The sequence below is a fragment of the Alteromonas macleodii genome, from assembly GCF_903772925.1.
Taxonomy (GTDB): Bacteria; Pseudomonadota; Gammaproteobacteria; order Enterobacterales; family Alteromonadaceae; genus Alteromonas; species Alteromonas macleodii_A.
This window is the reverse complement of record NZ_LR812090.1, coordinates 2264513-2280716: the sequence shown is the minus strand read 5'-3', so window position 1 is coordinate 2280716 and position 16204 is coordinate 2264513. Positions and strand designations below refer to the sequence as shown.

The following is a 16204-nucleotide window of genomic DNA, read 5'->3' as shown; positions in this document are numbered from 1 at the left end:
AGGAGAGTACGTATTGCAGACATCGGTTATTTAGTTTTAAGGGCTTCAATTTTTTCATAAACCATCACGGTCAAAACTGTGCCTGCTCTGAAGACCAGTTCATGAGCTATGGTCGAGCGTCGTATCCAAAGACAGTTCACTGCAATAGAACGTCATTAAGAAAAGGTATTAATAACTTCAAATCGTCTTATGGTGTATTAAAGAAATGGTACAGCGGAGAGGTGTGGTTAAAAGAAAACTCTATAGTTGTTGCGGCTAATGGTTCTAATGATGGTGTGTGGTAGAAGAGTCAGTACTTAAATAAGTACAACTGCTAGCTATTTAAATCTATTTATGCGAACTTAAGCGAGTGTTGGTATTTAAAAGGATGTTATATGACACGCCTCCTCTCATTTTTAGCTTTGACTTTCTTTGCAAGCGTCAGCAGCGCAAATCCAAAATGTGACTATCAGGAGCTAGGTTTCAGCTTCGGTGGCTCAGAAACCATACCCTATCTCAAGCTTGCTTTGAAATATCAAGATTTTGATTTCTCAACAATAGAGAATGTGTTTGATATGCAGCAGGTACTCAAGGAAAAAAATATTATCGAGGATATATACAAAGCTTATAAAAAGTCGCCATTCATCTGGGGCGAAACCTATAAGGAAATGTATCCTTTTTGCAGTGAGTCTAAAAAAGACACTCTTTTTGCAAAAGCTTTTACCGTTTATGAAAGTCGTTGGAAGCAGATAAACAGCTTTAACATTGATGAGCAAATGGAAATGGTGGAGTACATTAATACTTTTGACTCATTAAATCGAAAAGAAAGCAAAGTTTTTGGAATTAAGAGTTACGAGCACTTTATGTCTATTTTCTCAAGTGCTATCCAGAACATCGAAGATAACCGAATCAATATGAGTAATACCGTAAAGGGTGAAAGAGAAAATACAAAACGTGAGATTGCGGAACTTAATGAGAAAAAAAGAGAGATAGAACGGCAAGTTGCAGCTCAAAAAGCTGCCAATGAAGAAAAAAGAAGATTACAAGCCAGTATCAAAGAGCAACAACAGTTGCTTACAGACTTGAATGCTGAAAATGCCAGTATAGGTGCTCGGAAAAACGACACCACCTCTAACAGAAGCCAAAATATTGGTAATCGTACTATTAAGCGTAACAGTATCGTATGTTACAGCGAAGCTGCGTTTGACCGGCAAATGGGTGCATTAGCGCAAGAAGATAATCGACTGTTCGCAGGCTGCACAATAACTGAACGCGCTACCAAGGCTTGGTTCGATGACATCAGTATGTTTTCTGGGACATGCACATTGTTGAATTCTGATAGAAGCAGAAAAATATGGGTTAACTGTGAAAACGTGGATTAGTAAATTCTTTTAGACTGTATCTAATTTGGGTTGGTCAGCACTTTTTCTGACATTTTTGATGACTTAGTTTTTCAAGTCTTAAAGTCTTTTGTGTGCCAAAAGCTGCCGTTCAATTATTTGTAATTAAACGGCAGAAGAGCACGTATTCCGGACCTTTACGACTTTCATATCCGGCTTCATCTATCAGCGATTATCTACTCGTCATTCTGATGAAAATCAGAATCTGCTAATGGCGCTATAGCTGATCAAAGTATTTTCATTATTTAGAGTCAGACAATTGTTTAGGTAAATATTGACAGTTGCTTTTCCCCTTTATTCAGGAAAACGACCCAATGGGTCGTTTATTACCTAAGACCACTTGTTATACAGTAAAAAAAGAACATAACTAGTAACAACTTAGCTAATTTGTTACTAATATAAGAAAAATTAAAATAAGACGGTTGTTGATAGAAAAATGATTCAATCGCTTACTATAAAATTACTAGCACTGGAATCAGCAAAGGAGAATTTTTTTGATTCAAAACAGTCAAATTCCAATCAAGGTAACAACCTCTGGGTGTGAAGTTATTGCATCTGGCGTTGTGCATTTAACCGAACCAGAGGTCAAATTTGAAATAGCAAACCTTACGATTCGGTATAAATTTATCAAAGACTCTGAAGGTCCTAGGTTTACAGGTGAAGTAGTCAATAAGGAAATGGTAATAAGATTACATAATTTTACTAGTGCACTAGGTGAAGGAATATTAAAACCACTAGAAATTGGGAAAATATCAGGAAAATCTCTTTTGGCAACTTGTTATGTAACAACCAGTGAAGGAGATTTACGAGAATTCCATTACACATTCATGTTAAGAGAATAGTCATGGCTGATACTGAATTAAATTTCCCAGAGCAAGAGAGTACAAGCCCTACATCATCTGGTGGCTCATACGCTAACACAGAGATTGCTGGCAAAATAGCTGACCATATTGGCACGGGAAAGAACGCAAAGGACTCTTTCATTTGGATGACAATTACATGGAGTTTCTATATAGCAACAGGGCTTAGCGTTTTAGTTTTTATCAGAGTTTTTTTCTCGACAACAAATACTACTGATGTCCTTAGTTCTGTCGGCGAAATATGGGGTATTTTTGTACCAATTATAACCCTTGCATTAGGATATGCTTTCGGTAAAGGAGAATAGTGCTAACTAACGCACTTAATCGCTCGCTAGCTTATATCGCTGGGACGCTAACACATGGGCTGCGTCACTTCGTTTCTAATTTTAGCCCATGTGTTATTGCCCTTTATACGGGTGCTATGGGGCTTGAGGAAGTTTTGTGTCGTTAGTAGATTTTTTAAGAGAGCTAGATGGAGAAGTGCAAGCTGTAAACTCATCTGATTTTGAAGTTGAGATTATAGAAACTAACTTTGTTCCATCATTCTCAGACGCCAACATAACTTATGATAATCTTGATACGCAAAAGAAGAAGTGTAAACGCCTTGAGAGCTGTGTTTTATACGTCGATATTCGAGGATCAGCAAAAATTAGCGCAGAGAGAAAGCCTAAAACACTCGCTAAGATTTATTCCAGCTTCGTAAGAACAATGCTGGCATCCGCTCGGTATTATGGTGGTCACGTCAGGAATATTATTGGCGACAGGGTAATGGTTGTATTTGATAAGCAAGACTGTTTTACAAAAGCTGTAGATACAGCAGTTCTAATGAATAGTGTTTGTAAGCACATTCTGAATAAAAGAATAAAGTCATTTGAGTTTAGTGCTGGGATAGGAATTGATTACGGTAAGATGCTCATAACTAAGTCTGGTGCTATTAGGCAAGGTGATGAAAAAGAATTTTACCGCAGCCTAGTCTGGCTTGGAAAGCCAGCCAATACAGCGTCACGGCTTACAGATCTAGCAAATAAAACTGAAAACTATTCAATCCCTGCGATTCATCAAGGTAATTACTATCCAAATATAAAGGATTGGCATTGGCAATCTAAGCCCTATGAAAAGTTTATTGATGACCTTGAAGAAACAAGCTCGAGAATGTTAAGGCATAAAGATGAACATTTTTATGCCTTTTTTAAAACCACTATCTCTCACAGTGAATCTCACTGTCCAATATTAATGACTAAAGCTGTTTATGATGGTTATAAGTCAGCTAACCCAAATGCGGATTCCATAAAGAATGGGTGGTTTTCAAAACAATTCATTAGCGTAAGGGATTATAGTGGTGAGGTTTACGGTGGTGATGTGATTAAAACAGCGGTGGAAAATATTTAGCTATGGATAAAGAAAGAATAATTGTGCTTGAGAGTACCTTAAAACAAATGGTTGAATGGCTTAAGTTCGCAGAAGCCAAAAATGGAGCTTTAGTCGCCGTGGGGTGTGCAACAATTTTTGGAGTGCTTAGGCTTTATTCGTCCTATTCAGTAGAAAGTGGCTTAGTTACATTATATGTAGCGTCCTTCACCATATTTGTTGCTGCTGCGATAGTAATATCACTTACTTCTTTTATACCAAGGATAGCACCACCTTTTTGGATAAAAATGCCAAATAAAGAAGAGGGCGATAACCCCCTGTTTTTCGGCCATGCATGCAAGTACAGCAAAAGAACGTACCTTGAGTTATTTAATCGATATGATGAATTGGATGGGTATAAAGAATGCCAATTAGAGTTGGCTTTTTGTGACCAAATTGTAAATAACTCTAAAATATCATTTATTAAGTACCGAGTGTTTAGTGGTGCTGTATTATTGTTCTTAGCAGGTGTGCTGACCCCACTAGGCGCACTTGTTTTGTACTGGGTACGAGAATGAGCCATAACAAAGCTCTGCTACGAAAAATATACTCGATGGCGCTCATAAATTTCCGCAGAGCGCGGCGTTGAACGACCGCTTAATGTCTGAAGCGGTCTCGAGAGGTAGAAATATCCAAGGGCCGCTTTACGCTCAAAGCAGCCGTCCAACAATAAACATGTAAACCTAAATTAGCCAACTCATATCAGCGCAACTCAAGCATAAAAAAACGGGTGCTTTACAAAGCACCCGTTTTAGCGTTTTCTTTTTGCGGTAACTATAAGCTTTTAAGACACGCTCAACAGAGCGTACACGAAGCTTTAGCGATGGTTTGCGTTACTAAGTAAACTTAGTACTCCCACCACCCTTCTTGCCACCACTCCAAAAACTCTTCGAAGTCGATGTAACCATCGTCGTTACTATCGATAAGCTTAAAGCCTTCTTGTACGTGGCTAGCTTTAGTCTTTGGCGAAATTACGGTTAGAAGCTCGATGAACTCAGGTAAATCGATTTGGCCATTGCCATCACGATCGAAAAAGCTGAAGTCCTTTCTAATTTCTTCAATTTTAGATTCTGAAAGTTGAGTGCTCACTCGCATTCCTTATTTCAACTGCAATAAACACGAGTGTAACGCCCTTCTTTCTGACTGTCTACGCCTGATTTTCTTTTGCTTTAAGTGCGCGTAAACGTTGAGCTTCTGCTTTTTCCTTACGCTTTTGTTCCATGGTCAAACGCGCTTCGGTACCCACGTGTTCCTGCTGACGCTCTTTCGCTAGCTGAACCTGCTTTTCGCGCTCTCTAAAGCGAGCAATTTGATCGTCGGTATGCGTGCCGTAACAGTGAGGGCAGCTTACGCCAGGCTCATACTTATCGCTTTGCGTATCTTCTTCAGTAATAGGGAGTCGACACGCGTAACACTGTTCGTAATGACTCTTTTCAAGGTCGTGGTTTACCGCAACGCGGTTATCGAAAACAAAGCAGTCGCCTTCCCACATAGACTCTTCTTTCGGCACATCTTCAAGATACTGTAAAATGCCGCCTTCTAAGTGGTAAACCTCTTCAAACCCCTGCTCTTTCAAATACGCTGTCGACTTTTCACAGCGTATGCCGCCAGTACAGAACATGGCTACTTTTTTGTTTTTTGACGGGTCGAGTTCTTTTTCTACGTATTCTGGGAATTCGCGAAACGTGTCGGTTTTAGGATCAATGGCGTTTTTGAAAGTGCCAATTTCTATTTCATAACCGTTTCGCGTGTCAATTACGGTTACATCTGGGTCGCTTATTAGCGCATTCCAGTCTTTAGGCTTGACGTAAGTGCCTACAGTTTGGCGAGGGTCGATACCTTCAACGCCCATGGTCACGATTTCTTTTTTAAGTTTCACCTTAGTGCGATAGAACGGCTGTTCGTCGTGAAGTGATTCTTTGTAAGAGATAGGATTGATACGTTCATCGCTATTCAGATAAGCGAGCAATGCGTCGATACCTTCACGGGTACCTGAAACTGTACCGTTAATGCCTTCGTGAGCAAGTAGAAGCGTACCTTTTATACCATTTGCTTCCATAGTTTCTAGAAGCGGCTGGCGGATTTCTTTAAAGTTTTCAAGCGCAACAAATTTATACATTGCGCATACAATATATTTAGACATATTTTAACCTTTGCTGATTGGAGCGTAAGACCAGTGCAAAAATGCGGCGCGGAATATAACAAAACTGACCGTTAAAAACTAGGCGATATTTTCAAATGAAGAAAAGTCTGGCGTTTTAGCTTGGTGCTTATCTTTCCCATATTTCCCGTCATCGGCGTCGCCTTGCGAAGATATAACATCGTAAAGTAACGTATTATCTTCTTTTATAGCGTTGTCATATTGCTTTTTCAGTCGTTTCTGGGTAGCTAGACTGCAGTTGTCTACAACGTCATCCGGGATGCGCTTCGCGTCATCAGTTTGAGCTAACGGCGCAGGCTTCATACTAAGAAAAAGGCGTGCACCTTCGTAGTCTGTAGCGAGTAAATTTGAGTGTACTTGCATGTCTGTCCATTCATTTTCACTGACGGACAGTGAAGGACGTCTATAGTGATTTAACGCCGCAAGTTGCGCTTCTATACTATTCGCTGTGTCAGCGTCTGACGTTGCCGCTTCAATTTCAAACGGTTCAGCTACGCTATGTTGCTGCATTGCAAGGTATAACGAGAACAATGCCCCCTGCGATGACGCCCGAGCAAGTACACCACTTCGCTCCCAGTAAATACTGGGGTCTATTGATGTTTGTTCATTTGCTGAGGCTAAATCTGGCGACATACGTACACAATGCTGTTGTTGTATACGTATGTTGTCGGCAAGATAATGTTTTTCTTAAGCTTATTTTCTAAAGTTAGATATACTTCTACTAATTGATAGTGTGTTTATTCACGGATTCGAAATGCAATTTAGCAACAAACAAGTACTGATTGTTGAGGACCAACGTCCTTTCCTTCTTCTTTTGAAAGGGCTAATGCATTCAATGGGGGCGTCTGATGTCGTCACTAAGTCTTCTGCTGAACAGGCGGTATCGCTGTGTAAAAAGCACAAATTTGATATTGTAATTTGCGACTTACACTTGGGTGCTGATACCAAAAATGGCTATGAACTTATAGAAGAGTTGCGCACGCGAAGGCTTATCAATCCAACCTCAGTATTTATTCTTATCAGTGCAGATAGTGCTCGACCGGTTGTGCTTGGCAGTATTGAACGTCGCCCAGACGATTTTCTAATAAAACCCTTTTCACAAGTACAGTTAAAATCTCGCATCGTTCGTGCGTGGCAAAAACGACAATTTCTTCAACAAGCGTTCAACCTTATAGAGCAAGGTGAATACAACAGTGCCATAGATCATATTGAGACACTTTTAGAAAACCCTCGCCACTACAAAGGACACTGCGAACAACTGCTAGTTGAACTCTATTGGCGTATTTCTCAACCCCAAAAAGCTCTAGATGTACTAAAAGAATATATCGAAGGTAGGCCTGTGCTATGGGCACAAATAGCAATTGGTAGAACCTATCTGCTGTTGAATGAATATGAAAAAGCGATATCCATTGCCAAGAAAACGTTAAAACGCAACCGTTTCAATGCTGATGCTCATGATATTCTTGCGCAAGCGCATCACGCCTTGGACGCAGGTGAAAAAGCCCTAGATGCGATTAGGGAAGCTATCAAGCTTTCCCCGTTTTCATTACCTCGTCATTATAAGGCTTGTGAAATTGGCCGGGAAAATGACGATTTAGTACTAGCAGCCAACTCTAGCCAAGCAATTTGGAACCTATCAAAACGCACTGTACATAAAGCAAGTTTACATTGGTGCACAATGATACGTAGTTTACTTGATGTCGCTGAATCTGCTGATGACAAAAGCCAGCGCAATAAATATCAGCAAGAAGCCTTACTCACATTACAGCGTGGTAAGTTTGATGAGCACCTATATAAAATCGACAGGGAGTTCGACGTAGAAATTTTTGGCAATATTGTAAATGCAAGGATAAGCGCGATTGATGGGAAGCTCATTGATGCAAAGCGTCATCTCAATACATCGCAAATACAGCTTGATGATAAATACGCAGAAGTACCTACAGCGTTCATTCCAGATAGCATTAACGTTATGTATAAGCTGGGAGAGTTCGACGACGCGCTGCAGTTAAGTTCTCTACTTTCATCGAGGGGTGAAGAACTCGACCAAAACAGTTCTTACATGTTAAAGACACAAGCGCAAAACGCACAAAAAAGCCTCGCTAGCTATCAGCAATTTAACCGTGAGGGCATTCAACACTACCAGCAACAAGACTTTGAACGCGCTAAAGCCTCGTTTGCCCTTGCTCAAGGTTTTGCACCTGTTAATACAGGTGTTGCACTTAACCTGCTTCAATGCCTTCTTCAAATAGCCATAAAAGAAGATAAAGCGGAAATGAAGTTAATAAACGAATGTAAGCGTTTGTTTAAGCTGATTGATGATATGACACTCAAAGCGCCATACAAAGAAAAGTACGAAAATATTCGAGATGAACTTTCTAAGTATATTGGCTTTTGATACCCAGTGACATATTAGTTCTTTTCAAAGCAACCCTACCTTTTTCTATCGCTGGTAATTCATTGCTATTAGCCTATACATCTGTGTTGTAAGCCGCGTTGGTTAACATTAAAACTTTCCCCTCTACTGCCGTAATCAATTGTGCTGTATATATATACATGATATAACGCAGTGCCATGCAGCTTATGCCAAAAAACGCTCATATCGATACTTTGGTTAAAAACACTAGGCTGTTTAACTGAGACTGGTTAAAGGAAGTAAACATCGGCGATGCATGACAGACTGATACAAAAACTTGAAATTCTTTCCGATGCGGCCAAGTACGACGCGTCTTGCGCGAGTGGTTCAGCAGGTAAACGACAAGCTGGAAAAACCGAAAAGACCGGTATAGGTTCGCTTACCGGTGGCTCGGGGATATGCCATAGCTTCACACCAGATGGAAGGTGTGTTTCGCTGCTTAAGATCCTTATGACAAACTACTGTATTTATGATTGCCATTATTGCATTAATAGAGTTTCAAGCAATGTTCAACGGGCGCGTTTTACAGTTAAAGAAACGGTAGATTTAACCCTAAATTTTTATAAGCGCAATTACATTGAGGGTTTGTTTTTAAGTTCTGGAATTGTGGGTTCGCCCGATATCACTATGGAAAGCATGGTGCGTATTGCAAAATCGCTACGTCTTGATCACGGGTTTAAAGGATATATTCACCTTAAAACTATCCCGAATGCGTCGCCAGAACTACAAGCAGAAGCGGGTCTTTATGCTGATAGACTTAGTATTAATGTGGAAATGCCTACACAGTCTTCGCTAAACAAGTATGCCCCAGAAAAAGATCTTGGCGATATTCACGGTTCGATGAATACGTTAAAAGAAAAAATTGCAGAGCATAAAGTAGACAAAACATATTCGGGCAAACGCCCTCCCCGGTTCGCACCTGGGGGGCAGTCTACGCAAATGATTATAGGTGCCGATGGGTCAAACGATAAAACCATTTTAGGCACAAGCGTTAAGCTCTACAGCGATCAGAAACTTCGACGTGTGTATTACTCAGCATTTTCCCCTATCCCTGATGCTTCGGAAGTTTTACCGCTAAAACCGGCGCCATTGATACGAGAACACCGCTTGTATCAAGCGGATTGGCTTTTACGCTTTTACGGTTTTGGCCTAGATGAAATCTTGCAAGACGACATGTTAGATATGGACTACGACCCGAAACTTTCATGGGCATTACGTAACCGTCATCTATTTCCCATTGATTTGAACAAAGCTGACAAACAAATGCTGCTACGCGTTCCCGGTCTTGGTGCGCGAACGGTACAAAAGATTTTATCTATAAGGCGTAATACAAAGCTCAACTGGATTGACCTTACTAAAATGCGGCTACCTCTTAAAAAATTGAAGCCTTTTATCAGCGTTGGAGATTACTTCCCTGATATCCATTTACTCGACAGTAATAATTTCGAGCTTCAGTTTAAACAGCCTAAACAGTTTGAGTTGTTTAACGCTTGAGTGTGTTGTTAATGCAGCTAAATTCAGCCGTAGTCTAAAAGGTAGCGTTACATGAAGACCATTACCATTACTTCAATACCTGGCTTTGATGAATGGCGGGAAGCTTCGCGAGAATGCATTGCTGAGCGCATTCCCCCTGAACATATTATTTGGCAGAGCGCACATTCTGTACAAGACGATCTGTTCGGTAGTGGTGATGAGCAATGCGAAAGAAAAAGGCCGCGAAGCAAGCTTAGTATTCCTAAACCTACACTGATGCTTTTAAAGTACGCCCTATGTCATAACGATGATAAACGATTTGCGCTTTGTTACCGGGTGTTATGGCGTGTCGTTTATGAAAATAAGCAACTTTTACAAATGAAAACTGACGACGATGTCATTCAGCTTTTCGCCATGGCGAAAGCGGTAAAACGTGATGCTTACAAAATGAGTGCTTTCCTGAGGTTCAGAGAAATAGACCTAGAGGGGCAAGAGCATTTTGTCGCCTGGTATGAACCAGAGCATTTCAGTTTAGAGATAAAGCTCAACTTCTTCCAAACCCGTTTTAAGAATATGCGGTGGTCTATATTAACGCCCTATCGTGCAGCTCATTGGGATACCGAAACCCTAGTACTAGAAGATAATCCCGATCCAAGCGTTGTACCCGATGATGACCGCATTGAAAAATACTGGTTGACCTATTACGCCAATATATTTAATCCAGCGCGTATCAAAACAGGTGCGATGTTAAATCAGATGCCTAAAAAGTATTGGAAAAATATGCCAGAGACGTCGCTGATAGACGATATGATTAAGCAATCGGACGCTCGGGCCAGAAAAATGATAAACGATGGCAATAAGCACTGAGTCAATACAAATGAGCTTGTATTAACGAGCTAACCCAAACGAATAACCATAAACGAGCTTGGCCCATAAACTCTGAGCTAGTACATCTGAGCCAAGCTTTGTTTAGCGCTGATTTGTGTAATTCTACTTTGGATTAGTATCTATTTGTAATACCAACTTAGTCTCTAAAATTTTCTATAGTGTCAATTAGGTCATCAATACTTTCTATAAGGGTTTCTCGCTGCTCGTCAGTTAGCGTGGTGAAAAGCTCAGATATTAACGCAGCGCTAACGGTCATGTTATGTGCGCTGCTTTGCTTGTAAACATCGCTTTTATAGCTATCTGAGTTTTGCATTAGAACAACCAGTTCCGTTTCAAATTTATCGTTAAATTTACGGGTTACAAATAATTTTCGCGCCGCATTTTGTATATTTCTGCGATAGGTTAACCACTCTCCTCCCGTGGGAATGAACTGAGTCGCGTAAGAGTCAACAATTTGCTTTTGTTCGCTAGTTAGCTTGCCTATGCGTTCACTGATGGTCTCCTCAATGCGCTCGACACGCTCTTTTAACCGTTCTTCTTCAGACTTTTCCAGCGCCTCTTTTCGCTCTTCTTCCTCCTCTTTGTTATCTTTTTCGAGGGCGGCAAAAAGCGTAACAACTTGTTCATCATCGAGCGTTTTGGCTATTTCTGCTAATTCAGGGCTAACTTCATTACGCACTCTTTCCCAATGCGCTCTTGCGTTTGCAAGGTGTTCATGGACAGAGTTTGAATCTAAGGTCCCTTCTTTTATTTGACGTTTAATATCGGTAAGTTGAGCTTGGTAACGTTTAAGTTCAGAGGTTTTGTGCCAGCGTAGCCAGTTTTGAAGATAGTCATCAAATTTTTCTTCTTGCTCATCTTTAAGTTCAATATAGTCGTCCATGTACCAGTAAACCCACCAATCCAGGTTGTTGTAGGCCAATTTGGAACTACATGATGCAAGAAACACAACAGAAATAAATACTAACAGTACACGCATAACTCATCCTTTTTTGTTAACTACGTCATTTGCTGCAAATTCGCTTATATAAACTCAATTAAAAAACAGACGTGGGTGGTGAAGCGTTCGCTACTCGGTCTGCTTTATTATTTTAAATTATTTAAATTCTCTACAATACAGATGTTCACTTTACGTCTTGTTACCTTAACGTTACCTTAACTGTAATACTGGTAAAAAGAAGGACTTTAATGTGTCAAAACGTGTCGCAATTTTAACCTCTGGTGGCGACGCACCAGGTATGAATGCATGTATACGTGCTGCAATTATCGCATGCCAGAAAGCTAACTATACGCTGCTTGGCTATAAGCATGGTTACAATGGACTGTTGCAACAAGAGTACATTCCCCTATCGCTTGACACTACCCACAACTTGATCCAACAAGGCGGTACCATTTTGCACAGTGCAAGGTGCAAAGAGCTTAAGCGCCAAGAAGGAATTAAAAAAGCAGCTAACAATTTGATGAAAGCAGAAATTGATACGCTTATTGTGATTGGCGGCGACGGCTCATTTCGAGGTGCAGCGGAATTAGGGAAAGAATGGGACGGCCAAATTTTAGGAATTCCCGGCACGATAGATAACGACATTAGCGGCACAGATTCAACCATCGGCTATTTTACCGCTATAGACACTGCGATGAGTTCTATCGATAAAGTTCGAGATACTGCAGATGCATTTGAGCGTATATTTCTTATAGAAGTCATGGGCAGGAACGCGGGCTTTTTAGCATTGAATGCTGCACTCTCTTCTGCAGCCGACTACGTGGTTGTACCGGAATTTTTTGAATCTGCTGAAAAAGAAATAGAGAAACTTGTTGCCCAAATAAAAGCCCAGCGCGCGTTAAAAGGACCAGTTAGTTTCATCGTCGTCGTTGCTGAAAACGTATGGCCAAATGGCTTAGCTGGCCTTACTGAGGCATTACAGAGCCACGATATCAGTGACGTCAGGCCGGTAACCTTAGGCCATGTTCAGCGTGGTGGCTCACCTGTTGCCCAAGACAGGTTGCTCGCAACGACACTTGGAGAATTCGCAATAAGTCTAGTCGGCAGTGACATTACTAACATTATGGTAGGTGAAGTAAATCAACGCCCTGTTACTGTCCCCCTTAACAAAACGTGGGAAGATACCAAACCTCTTAACGAGGCACGTGTTGACGCTATGCTTACGCTTATGAATGAGCGATACAGCAGCAACTGAATTGACGGTTAGAGGCTATAATTAGAAAACAAGAAGCGTTTACCAATCCGCATAGTTAGTTACTGAAAACCACAAACAAAAAAGGCGTTGTCTATTTCTAAACAACGCCTTAAACATTTTACTACTTGAGCTAGGTTACATTTTCATAGCCGCTTTGACTTTATCGCGGTGACTGCGGCTTACCTTAAGTTCTGTATCGTTTTGGAGTATTAAGTGGTACTCGCCACTGATGTGACTGACTAGCTTTTTAACAAAACGAATATTAGCTATGGCAGAACGGTGCACGCGAACGAAAAATTGTGGGTTTAGTTCTTGCTCAAGCTCTTTCATGGTTTTACGCATTATGTGCATGCCATCAAGCGCATGTACGCACATATAATCGCCTGCTGCATCAATCCATTGAATGTCTTGTACGTTTACACGGGTTACTTCTGAACCATCTTTGATAGCTAAAACATCAGGGTAAGGGTTCGTCTCAACCGGCTCTCCGCTAGCTAATTTACGTAGAATTTCCTCGCAATCATCACCGGTTAGTTCAGCCACTAGGCTCACCAACTTTTGAGACTGCTCATCTTGATGTTGTGTTGAGAAGTATTCACGAACCTTATCTAACGCGGCGCCAAGACGCTCATCGTCCGCTGGCTTTAACAGATAGTCTAGCGCGTGTATGTCAAAAGCTTTAATCGCATAGTTATCGTAGGCAGTTACGAAAACAATCATTGGAATTGGCTGCTTTAATTCACGAAGCTTGTGAATTACTTGAAAGCCATTCAAACCCGGCATTTGAATGTCTAAAAACACTAAGTCTGGACGATGTTGAGAAATACTGCTCACAGCTTCAAGACCGTTCTGACATTCTGCAAGAACCTGTACATCATCATGACGTTCCAACCTTGCACGAAGGCCTCTGCGCGCTAAAGGTTCGTCGTCCACTACAATGGTTTTAATCACTTGCTTTGTCATGTTATACGTCCTTAACTTCATACGGTATGCGAATTCTAACCCGCACACCGGAAGGCTGATTGTGTTCTATAGAGAATGCAAAATTACGATGATAAAGGGATTGCAAACGCTCTTTTATGTTGGCTAAGCCCACACCATTTTCACGGCTAAGGTTGCCATCTTTGATATCTGCGCCTGGGCCGTTATCAGCCACGTCCATCAATAAATCATTACCAAACGTACGTGCCGTTATGGAAATACGACCACCATTTTCCATCTTAGATATGGCATGCTTTATTGAATTTTCAATAATTGGCTGCAAGATCATACTGGGTACAAGCGCACTTTCGCACTCTTCGTCGATATCCCACTGTACATCTAACCTATCATCAAAACGCACCTTTTCTATTTCAAGATAAAGTCTTAACGCCTTTATCTCTTGACCTAACGGGACGCGTTTTATCGGGTCATTGTCTAGCGAGTAGCGCAAGAAATCACTTAAGCGCGAGACCATAGCCTCCGCCGTATCATTTTCTTTCAAAAGGATAAGGGTAGAAATAGCATTCAGCGTATTAAAAAGAAAATGCGGGTTAAGCTGATAGCGAAGCATTTTGATGTGCGCCTGGTGAGCCATGGTGCTGGCTTTAAGCGCATTTTGCTTTTCTTTTTGCAGCATCTGAAAGTTTTTGATGCCGAAGTACACACCACTCCAGCAGCCGACCATTATCAATGAGTTAATGGTGTTGGTGAAATACATATACCATTCGTCTGGGCGATACCCGTGTTTATATATTTCCCAGTAGTTAATGTTTTTCACTACTGCCCACAATAACGCTATTAGATAACACGACACTATCACTATTATGATCATGTTTAGCGGCGATTGTTTCCTTGCCCAACGATAAATGTAGCGCAGTGGAATGGTTAACAACCACCCTGCATAGGCGTTTAGCATGATTATAAAAACCCAAATGGGCCTTACATCATGAAGAAACGAACCGATGTAATAAATTATCGCAAACCCTGCCCAGCCTGCGCTGTGCAACGTCCAAAATAACCGTTCATTACTTTCTATTACACGCTGAAAGCGACTCACATTATTACCAATTTAAAAACTAATATGAAGATTATACGCCAGCCTTGCTGTGACCCAAGCGGCTTGGTCGTACACCTTATGCCTCTGGTCGCAGGGCAAATTCTTGAAATTAAGCATTTTTCAAAAGAACGTCGCTTATATTAATAGCTTATGTTCATTCTCTTAAGCCAGTGAACCCACCACCAAGCAGGACCAACTAAAAGGAAGCGTAGATCTTCGAAGAACGATGGTTTTTTGCCTTCTATATGGTGTCCAATAAACTGCAATACCCACATGACGACAAACAAAACTAAGGAGAATAACCATACTGAGATATTAAAGTGCTCTAACGTATTAACAGCGCCAAAGCATAATATGGTGAGCAGTGTCATTGCTGCACCTATTGGCCCAGACAACATGAAGTAATAATAGAGCACGGGGACTGCAATAATGTGTGCCCAGGTTATATCAAACTGGGCTATAAAATCCGGTACCGGCAAACTCCACAGCAAGCCAATAGAAACGAAGTAAATACTTGGTACGGCGATAGCGTGAATGATAACGTTCGTTTTGTTTTGATGGCTTTCGCCATACTGCATTAAAAGCCGCTCAATGCTTCTCATACCTGCCCCTTTGCCTGTTTTTAATAATTATCTAAATCGCCCCGAAAACATGTTTAACGAACCACTAGGTCAACAATGTATGTCGGGACAACAGCGTTTTTATCAGTTTTTCATCACAGGTAAAGGCGAGCCCATAATAAACCATATCGCTTTCATGCTTATGGTTTTTAACCCTTGCTGTGAGGGCTACTTCTTTACCGTCTAACGAATAGTTTAGCCGAACTTCGGCTTCATCAAGCATTACAGGCCAATTTGGCTTGACCTGAAGTGCAACTTTGCATCCTTTTTCACTCAAATCAATGATTATACCTGTCACATTTTCATCTTCTGGATACACTTCAGACTCCAATGTTACAGATACGCCCAATTGCGCGCGCTTAACCGCGCGAAGCCCTATACTTTCGATGCGTTTAGGAAACGTTGTTATAAGTAAACCTGAAGGCTTAGCGAGCAACTTTAAAACTTTTACTTTGAAGGCAATTACTTGGCCAGTATCGCCTTCAAGTATAGAACGAACGACAACCTCATTACCTACAGTGAGTGCATCGCGAACGGTTATCCACTTGGCCGAGGTGGGGATATGAAAAAGCAAGCACTCATCTGTAAGCATGCCTACGTATTCTGTCTTTACACGCTTCGGCGCAGCAGGCATCGCAATTTGCAAGTCGACGATATCGCCAGGGACTAGCGTTCGCAACGATTCCAAATTATCTTCGTTCAATAAGTCGCTTTGTATTTTGTCAGCCATTTGTATTTGTTATTGCTGGGTTTAATGTAAGTTCATCCAA

The 16204-nt window shown here is 41.1% G+C and carries 18 protein-coding genes; 10 read left to right on the top strand and 8 right to left on the bottom strand.

The annotated features are described in order from the left end of the window. The first annotated feature begins 101 nt into the window (after positions 1 to 101). The 6 genes from PCAR9_RS09820 to PCAR9_RS09795 all read left to right on the top strand — a co-directional run bounded on the left by PCAR9_RS09820 (position 102) and on the right by PCAR9_RS09795 (position 4164). Positions 102 to 284 carry a hypothetical protein gene (locus tag PCAR9_RS09820; protein ID WP_197964236.1) on the top strand — a complete coding sequence of 61 codons (183 nt, stop codon included), beginning with the start codon at positions 102 to 104 and terminating at the stop codon, positions 282 to 284. A 90-nt stretch (positions 285 to 374) separates the two neighbouring features. Next, positions 375 to 1361, top strand: a complete 987-nt coding sequence (locus PCAR9_RS09815; protein ID WP_179983443.1) for a coiled-coil domain-containing protein — start codon at positions 375 to 377, stop codon at positions 1359 to 1361. Between the two features lie 512 nt (positions 1362 to 1873). Further along, positions 1874 to 2221 carry a DUF6864 domain-containing function gene (locus PCAR9_RS09810; protein WP_179983442.1) on the top strand — a complete coding sequence of 116 codons (348 nt, stop codon included), beginning with the start codon at positions 1874 to 1876 and terminating at the stop codon, positions 2219 to 2221. Positions 2222 to 2223: 2 nt separating this feature from the next. Continuing rightward, the gene (locus PCAR9_RS09805) at positions 2224 to 2544 is read left to right on the top strand and encodes a hypothetical protein (protein ID WP_179983441.1); all 321 of its coding nucleotides are present in this window, start codon (positions 2224 to 2226) and stop codon (positions 2542 to 2544) included. Positions 2545 to 2680: 136 nt separating this feature from the next. Then, a complete protein-coding gene (locus tag PCAR9_RS09800; protein ID WP_179983440.1) occupies positions 2681 to 3628 on the top strand; it encodes an adenylate/guanylate cyclase domain-containing protein in 948 nt (315 codons plus the stop codon). 2 nt (positions 3629 to 3630) lie between these two features. Beyond that, positions 3631 to 4164, top strand: a complete 534-nt coding sequence (locus tag PCAR9_RS09795; protein ID WP_179983439.1) for a Pycsar system effector family protein — start codon at positions 3631 to 3633, stop codon at positions 4162 to 4164. 328 nt (positions 4165 to 4492) lie between these two features. Here the strand turns inward: PCAR9_RS09795 and PCAR9_RS09790 are convergent, their stop codons facing one another. The 3 genes from PCAR9_RS09790 to PCAR9_RS09780 all read right to left on the bottom strand — a co-directional run bounded on the left by PCAR9_RS09790 (position 4493) and on the right by PCAR9_RS09780 (position 6440). Continuing rightward, positions 4493 to 4741 (bottom strand): EF-hand domain-containing protein, encoded by a 249-nt coding sequence (locus PCAR9_RS09790; RefSeq protein ID WP_039220280.1) that lies wholly within the window; start codon positions 4739 to 4741, stop codon positions 4493 to 4495. Between the two features lie 52 nt (positions 4742 to 4793). Further along, on the bottom strand, positions 4794 to 5789 hold the full coding sequence (trhO, locus tag PCAR9_RS09785; RefSeq protein WP_179983438.1) for an oxygen-dependent tRNA uridine(34) hydroxylase TrhO: 996 nt from the start codon (positions 5787 to 5789) through the stop codon (positions 4794 to 4796). Positions 5790 to 5867: 78 nt separating this feature from the next. After that, a complete protein-coding gene (locus PCAR9_RS09780) occupies positions 5868 to 6440 on the bottom strand; it encodes a VC2046/SO_2500 family protein (RefSeq protein WP_179983437.1) in 573 nt (190 codons plus the stop codon). A gap of 121 nt (positions 6441 to 6561) precedes the next feature. Here PCAR9_RS09780 and PCAR9_RS09775 point away from each other — a divergent pair, with 121 nt between their 5' ends. From PCAR9_RS09775 to PCAR9_RS09765, 3 genes are all read left to right on the top strand, one after another. Next, entirely contained in the window at positions 6562 to 8202 is a 1641-nt protein-coding gene (locus PCAR9_RS09775; RefSeq protein ID WP_179983436.1) for a response regulator, read from the top strand. 270 nt (positions 8203 to 8472) lie between these two features. After that, complete coding sequence (locus tag PCAR9_RS09770; RefSeq protein ID WP_179983435.1) at positions 8473 to 9714, top strand: putative DNA modification/repair radical SAM protein; 1242 nt, start codon at positions 8473 to 8475, stop codon at positions 9712 to 9714. 51 nt (positions 9715 to 9765) lie between these two features. Continuing rightward, on the top strand, positions 9766 to 10560 hold the full coding sequence (locus PCAR9_RS09765) for a TIGR03915 family putative DNA repair protein (RefSeq protein ID WP_179983434.1): 795 nt from the start codon (positions 9766 to 9768) through the stop codon (positions 10558 to 10560). A 157-nt stretch (positions 10561 to 10717) separates the two neighbouring features. Here PCAR9_RS09765 and PCAR9_RS09760 read toward each other — a convergent pair whose 3' ends face one another. Next, on the bottom strand, positions 10718 to 11560 hold the full coding sequence (locus PCAR9_RS09760) for a DUF6279 family lipoprotein (protein ID WP_179983433.1): 843 nt from the start codon (positions 11558 to 11560) through the stop codon (positions 10718 to 10720). A gap of 211 nt (positions 11561 to 11771) precedes the next feature. On the opposite strand from PCAR9_RS09760, the gene PCAR9_RS09755 reads away from it, so the two are divergent. Next, positions 11772 to 12776: an ATP-dependent 6-phosphofructokinase gene (locus PCAR9_RS09755; RefSeq protein WP_179983432.1), complete on the top strand. Its 1005-nt coding sequence runs from the start codon at positions 11772 to 11774 to the stop codon at positions 12774 to 12776. Positions 12777 to 12911: 135 nt separating this feature from the next. Here PCAR9_RS09755 and PCAR9_RS09750 read toward each other — a convergent pair whose 3' ends face one another. The 4 genes from PCAR9_RS09750 to PCAR9_RS09735 all read right to left on the bottom strand — a co-directional run bounded on the left by PCAR9_RS09750 (position 12912) and on the right by PCAR9_RS09735 (position 16164). After that, entirely contained in the window at positions 12912 to 13739 is an 828-nt protein-coding gene (locus tag PCAR9_RS09750) for a LytR/AlgR family response regulator transcription factor (RefSeq protein WP_179983431.1), read from the bottom strand. Position 13740: 1 nt separating this feature from the next. Then, complete coding sequence (locus PCAR9_RS09745) at positions 13741 to 14814, bottom strand: sensor histidine kinase (RefSeq protein WP_179983430.1); 1074 nt, start codon at positions 14812 to 14814, stop codon at positions 13741 to 13743. A gap of 140 nt (positions 14815 to 14954) precedes the next feature. Next, positions 14955 to 15416, bottom strand: a complete 462-nt coding sequence (locus PCAR9_RS09740) for an Mpo1 family 2-hydroxy fatty acid dioxygenase (protein ID WP_179983429.1) — start codon at positions 15414 to 15416, stop codon at positions 14955 to 14957. Between the two features lie 64 nt (positions 15417 to 15480). Beyond that, positions 15481 to 16164 carry a PilZ domain-containing protein gene (locus tag PCAR9_RS09735; RefSeq protein ID WP_179983428.1) on the bottom strand — a complete coding sequence of 228 codons (684 nt, stop codon included), beginning with the start codon at positions 16162 to 16164 and terminating at the stop codon, positions 15481 to 15483. Positions 16165 to 16204 lie beyond the last annotated feature (40 nt).

What these genes read in the sequence shown, in the direction of transcription:
- PCAR9_RS09795 (WP_179983439.1), top strand. Translation starts at nt 3,631, where the DNA reads ATGGATAAAGAAAGAATAATTGTGCTTGAGAGTACCTTAAAACAAATG.
- PCAR9_RS09790 (WP_039220280.1), bottom strand. Translation starts at nt 4,741, where the DNA reads ATGCGAGTGAGCACTCAACTTTCAGAATCTAAAATTGAAGAAATTAGA.
- PCAR9_RS09770 (WP_179983435.1), top strand. Translation starts at nt 8,473, where the DNA reads ATGCATGACAGACTGATACAAAAACTTGAAATTCTTTCCGATGCGGCC.
- PCAR9_RS09750 (WP_179983431.1), bottom strand. Translation starts at nt 13,739, where the DNA reads ATGACAAAGCAAGTGATTAAAACCATTGTAGTGGACGACGAACCTTTA.
- trhO (WP_179983438.1), bottom strand. Translation starts at nt 5,789, where the DNA reads ATGTCTAAATATATTGTATGCGCAATGTATAAATTTGTTGCGCTTGAA.
- PCAR9_RS09780 (WP_179983437.1), bottom strand. Translation starts at nt 6,440, where the DNA reads ATGTCGCCAGATTTAGCCTCAGCAAATGAACAAACATCAATAGACCCC.
- PCAR9_RS09815 (WP_179983443.1), top strand. Translation starts at nt 375, where the DNA reads ATGACACGCCTCCTCTCATTTTTAGCTTTGACTTTCTTTGCAAGCGTC.
- PCAR9_RS09740 (WP_179983429.1), bottom strand. Translation starts at nt 15,416, where the DNA reads ATGAGAAGCATTGAGCGGCTTTTAATGCAGTATGGCGAAAGCCATCAA.
- PCAR9_RS09805 (WP_179983441.1), top strand. Translation starts at nt 2,224, where the DNA reads ATGGCTGATACTGAATTAAATTTCCCAGAGCAAGAGAGTACAAGCCCT.
- PCAR9_RS09775 (WP_179983436.1), top strand. Translation starts at nt 6,562, where the DNA reads ATGCAATTTAGCAACAAACAAGTACTGATTGTTGAGGACCAACGTCCT.
- PCAR9_RS09735 (WP_179983428.1), bottom strand. Translation starts at nt 16,164, where the DNA reads ATGGCTGACAAAATACAAAGCGACTTATTGAACGAAGATAATTTGGAA.
- PCAR9_RS09760 (WP_179983433.1), bottom strand. Translation starts at nt 11,560, where the DNA reads ATGCGTGTACTGTTAGTATTTATTTCTGTTGTGTTTCTTGCATCATGT.
- PCAR9_RS09820 (WP_197964236.1), top strand. Translation starts at nt 102, where the DNA reads ATGAGCTATGGTCGAGCGTCGTATCCAAAGACAGTTCACTGCAATAGA.
- PCAR9_RS09765 (WP_179983434.1), top strand. Translation starts at nt 9,766, where the DNA reads ATGAAGACCATTACCATTACTTCAATACCTGGCTTTGATGAATGGCGG.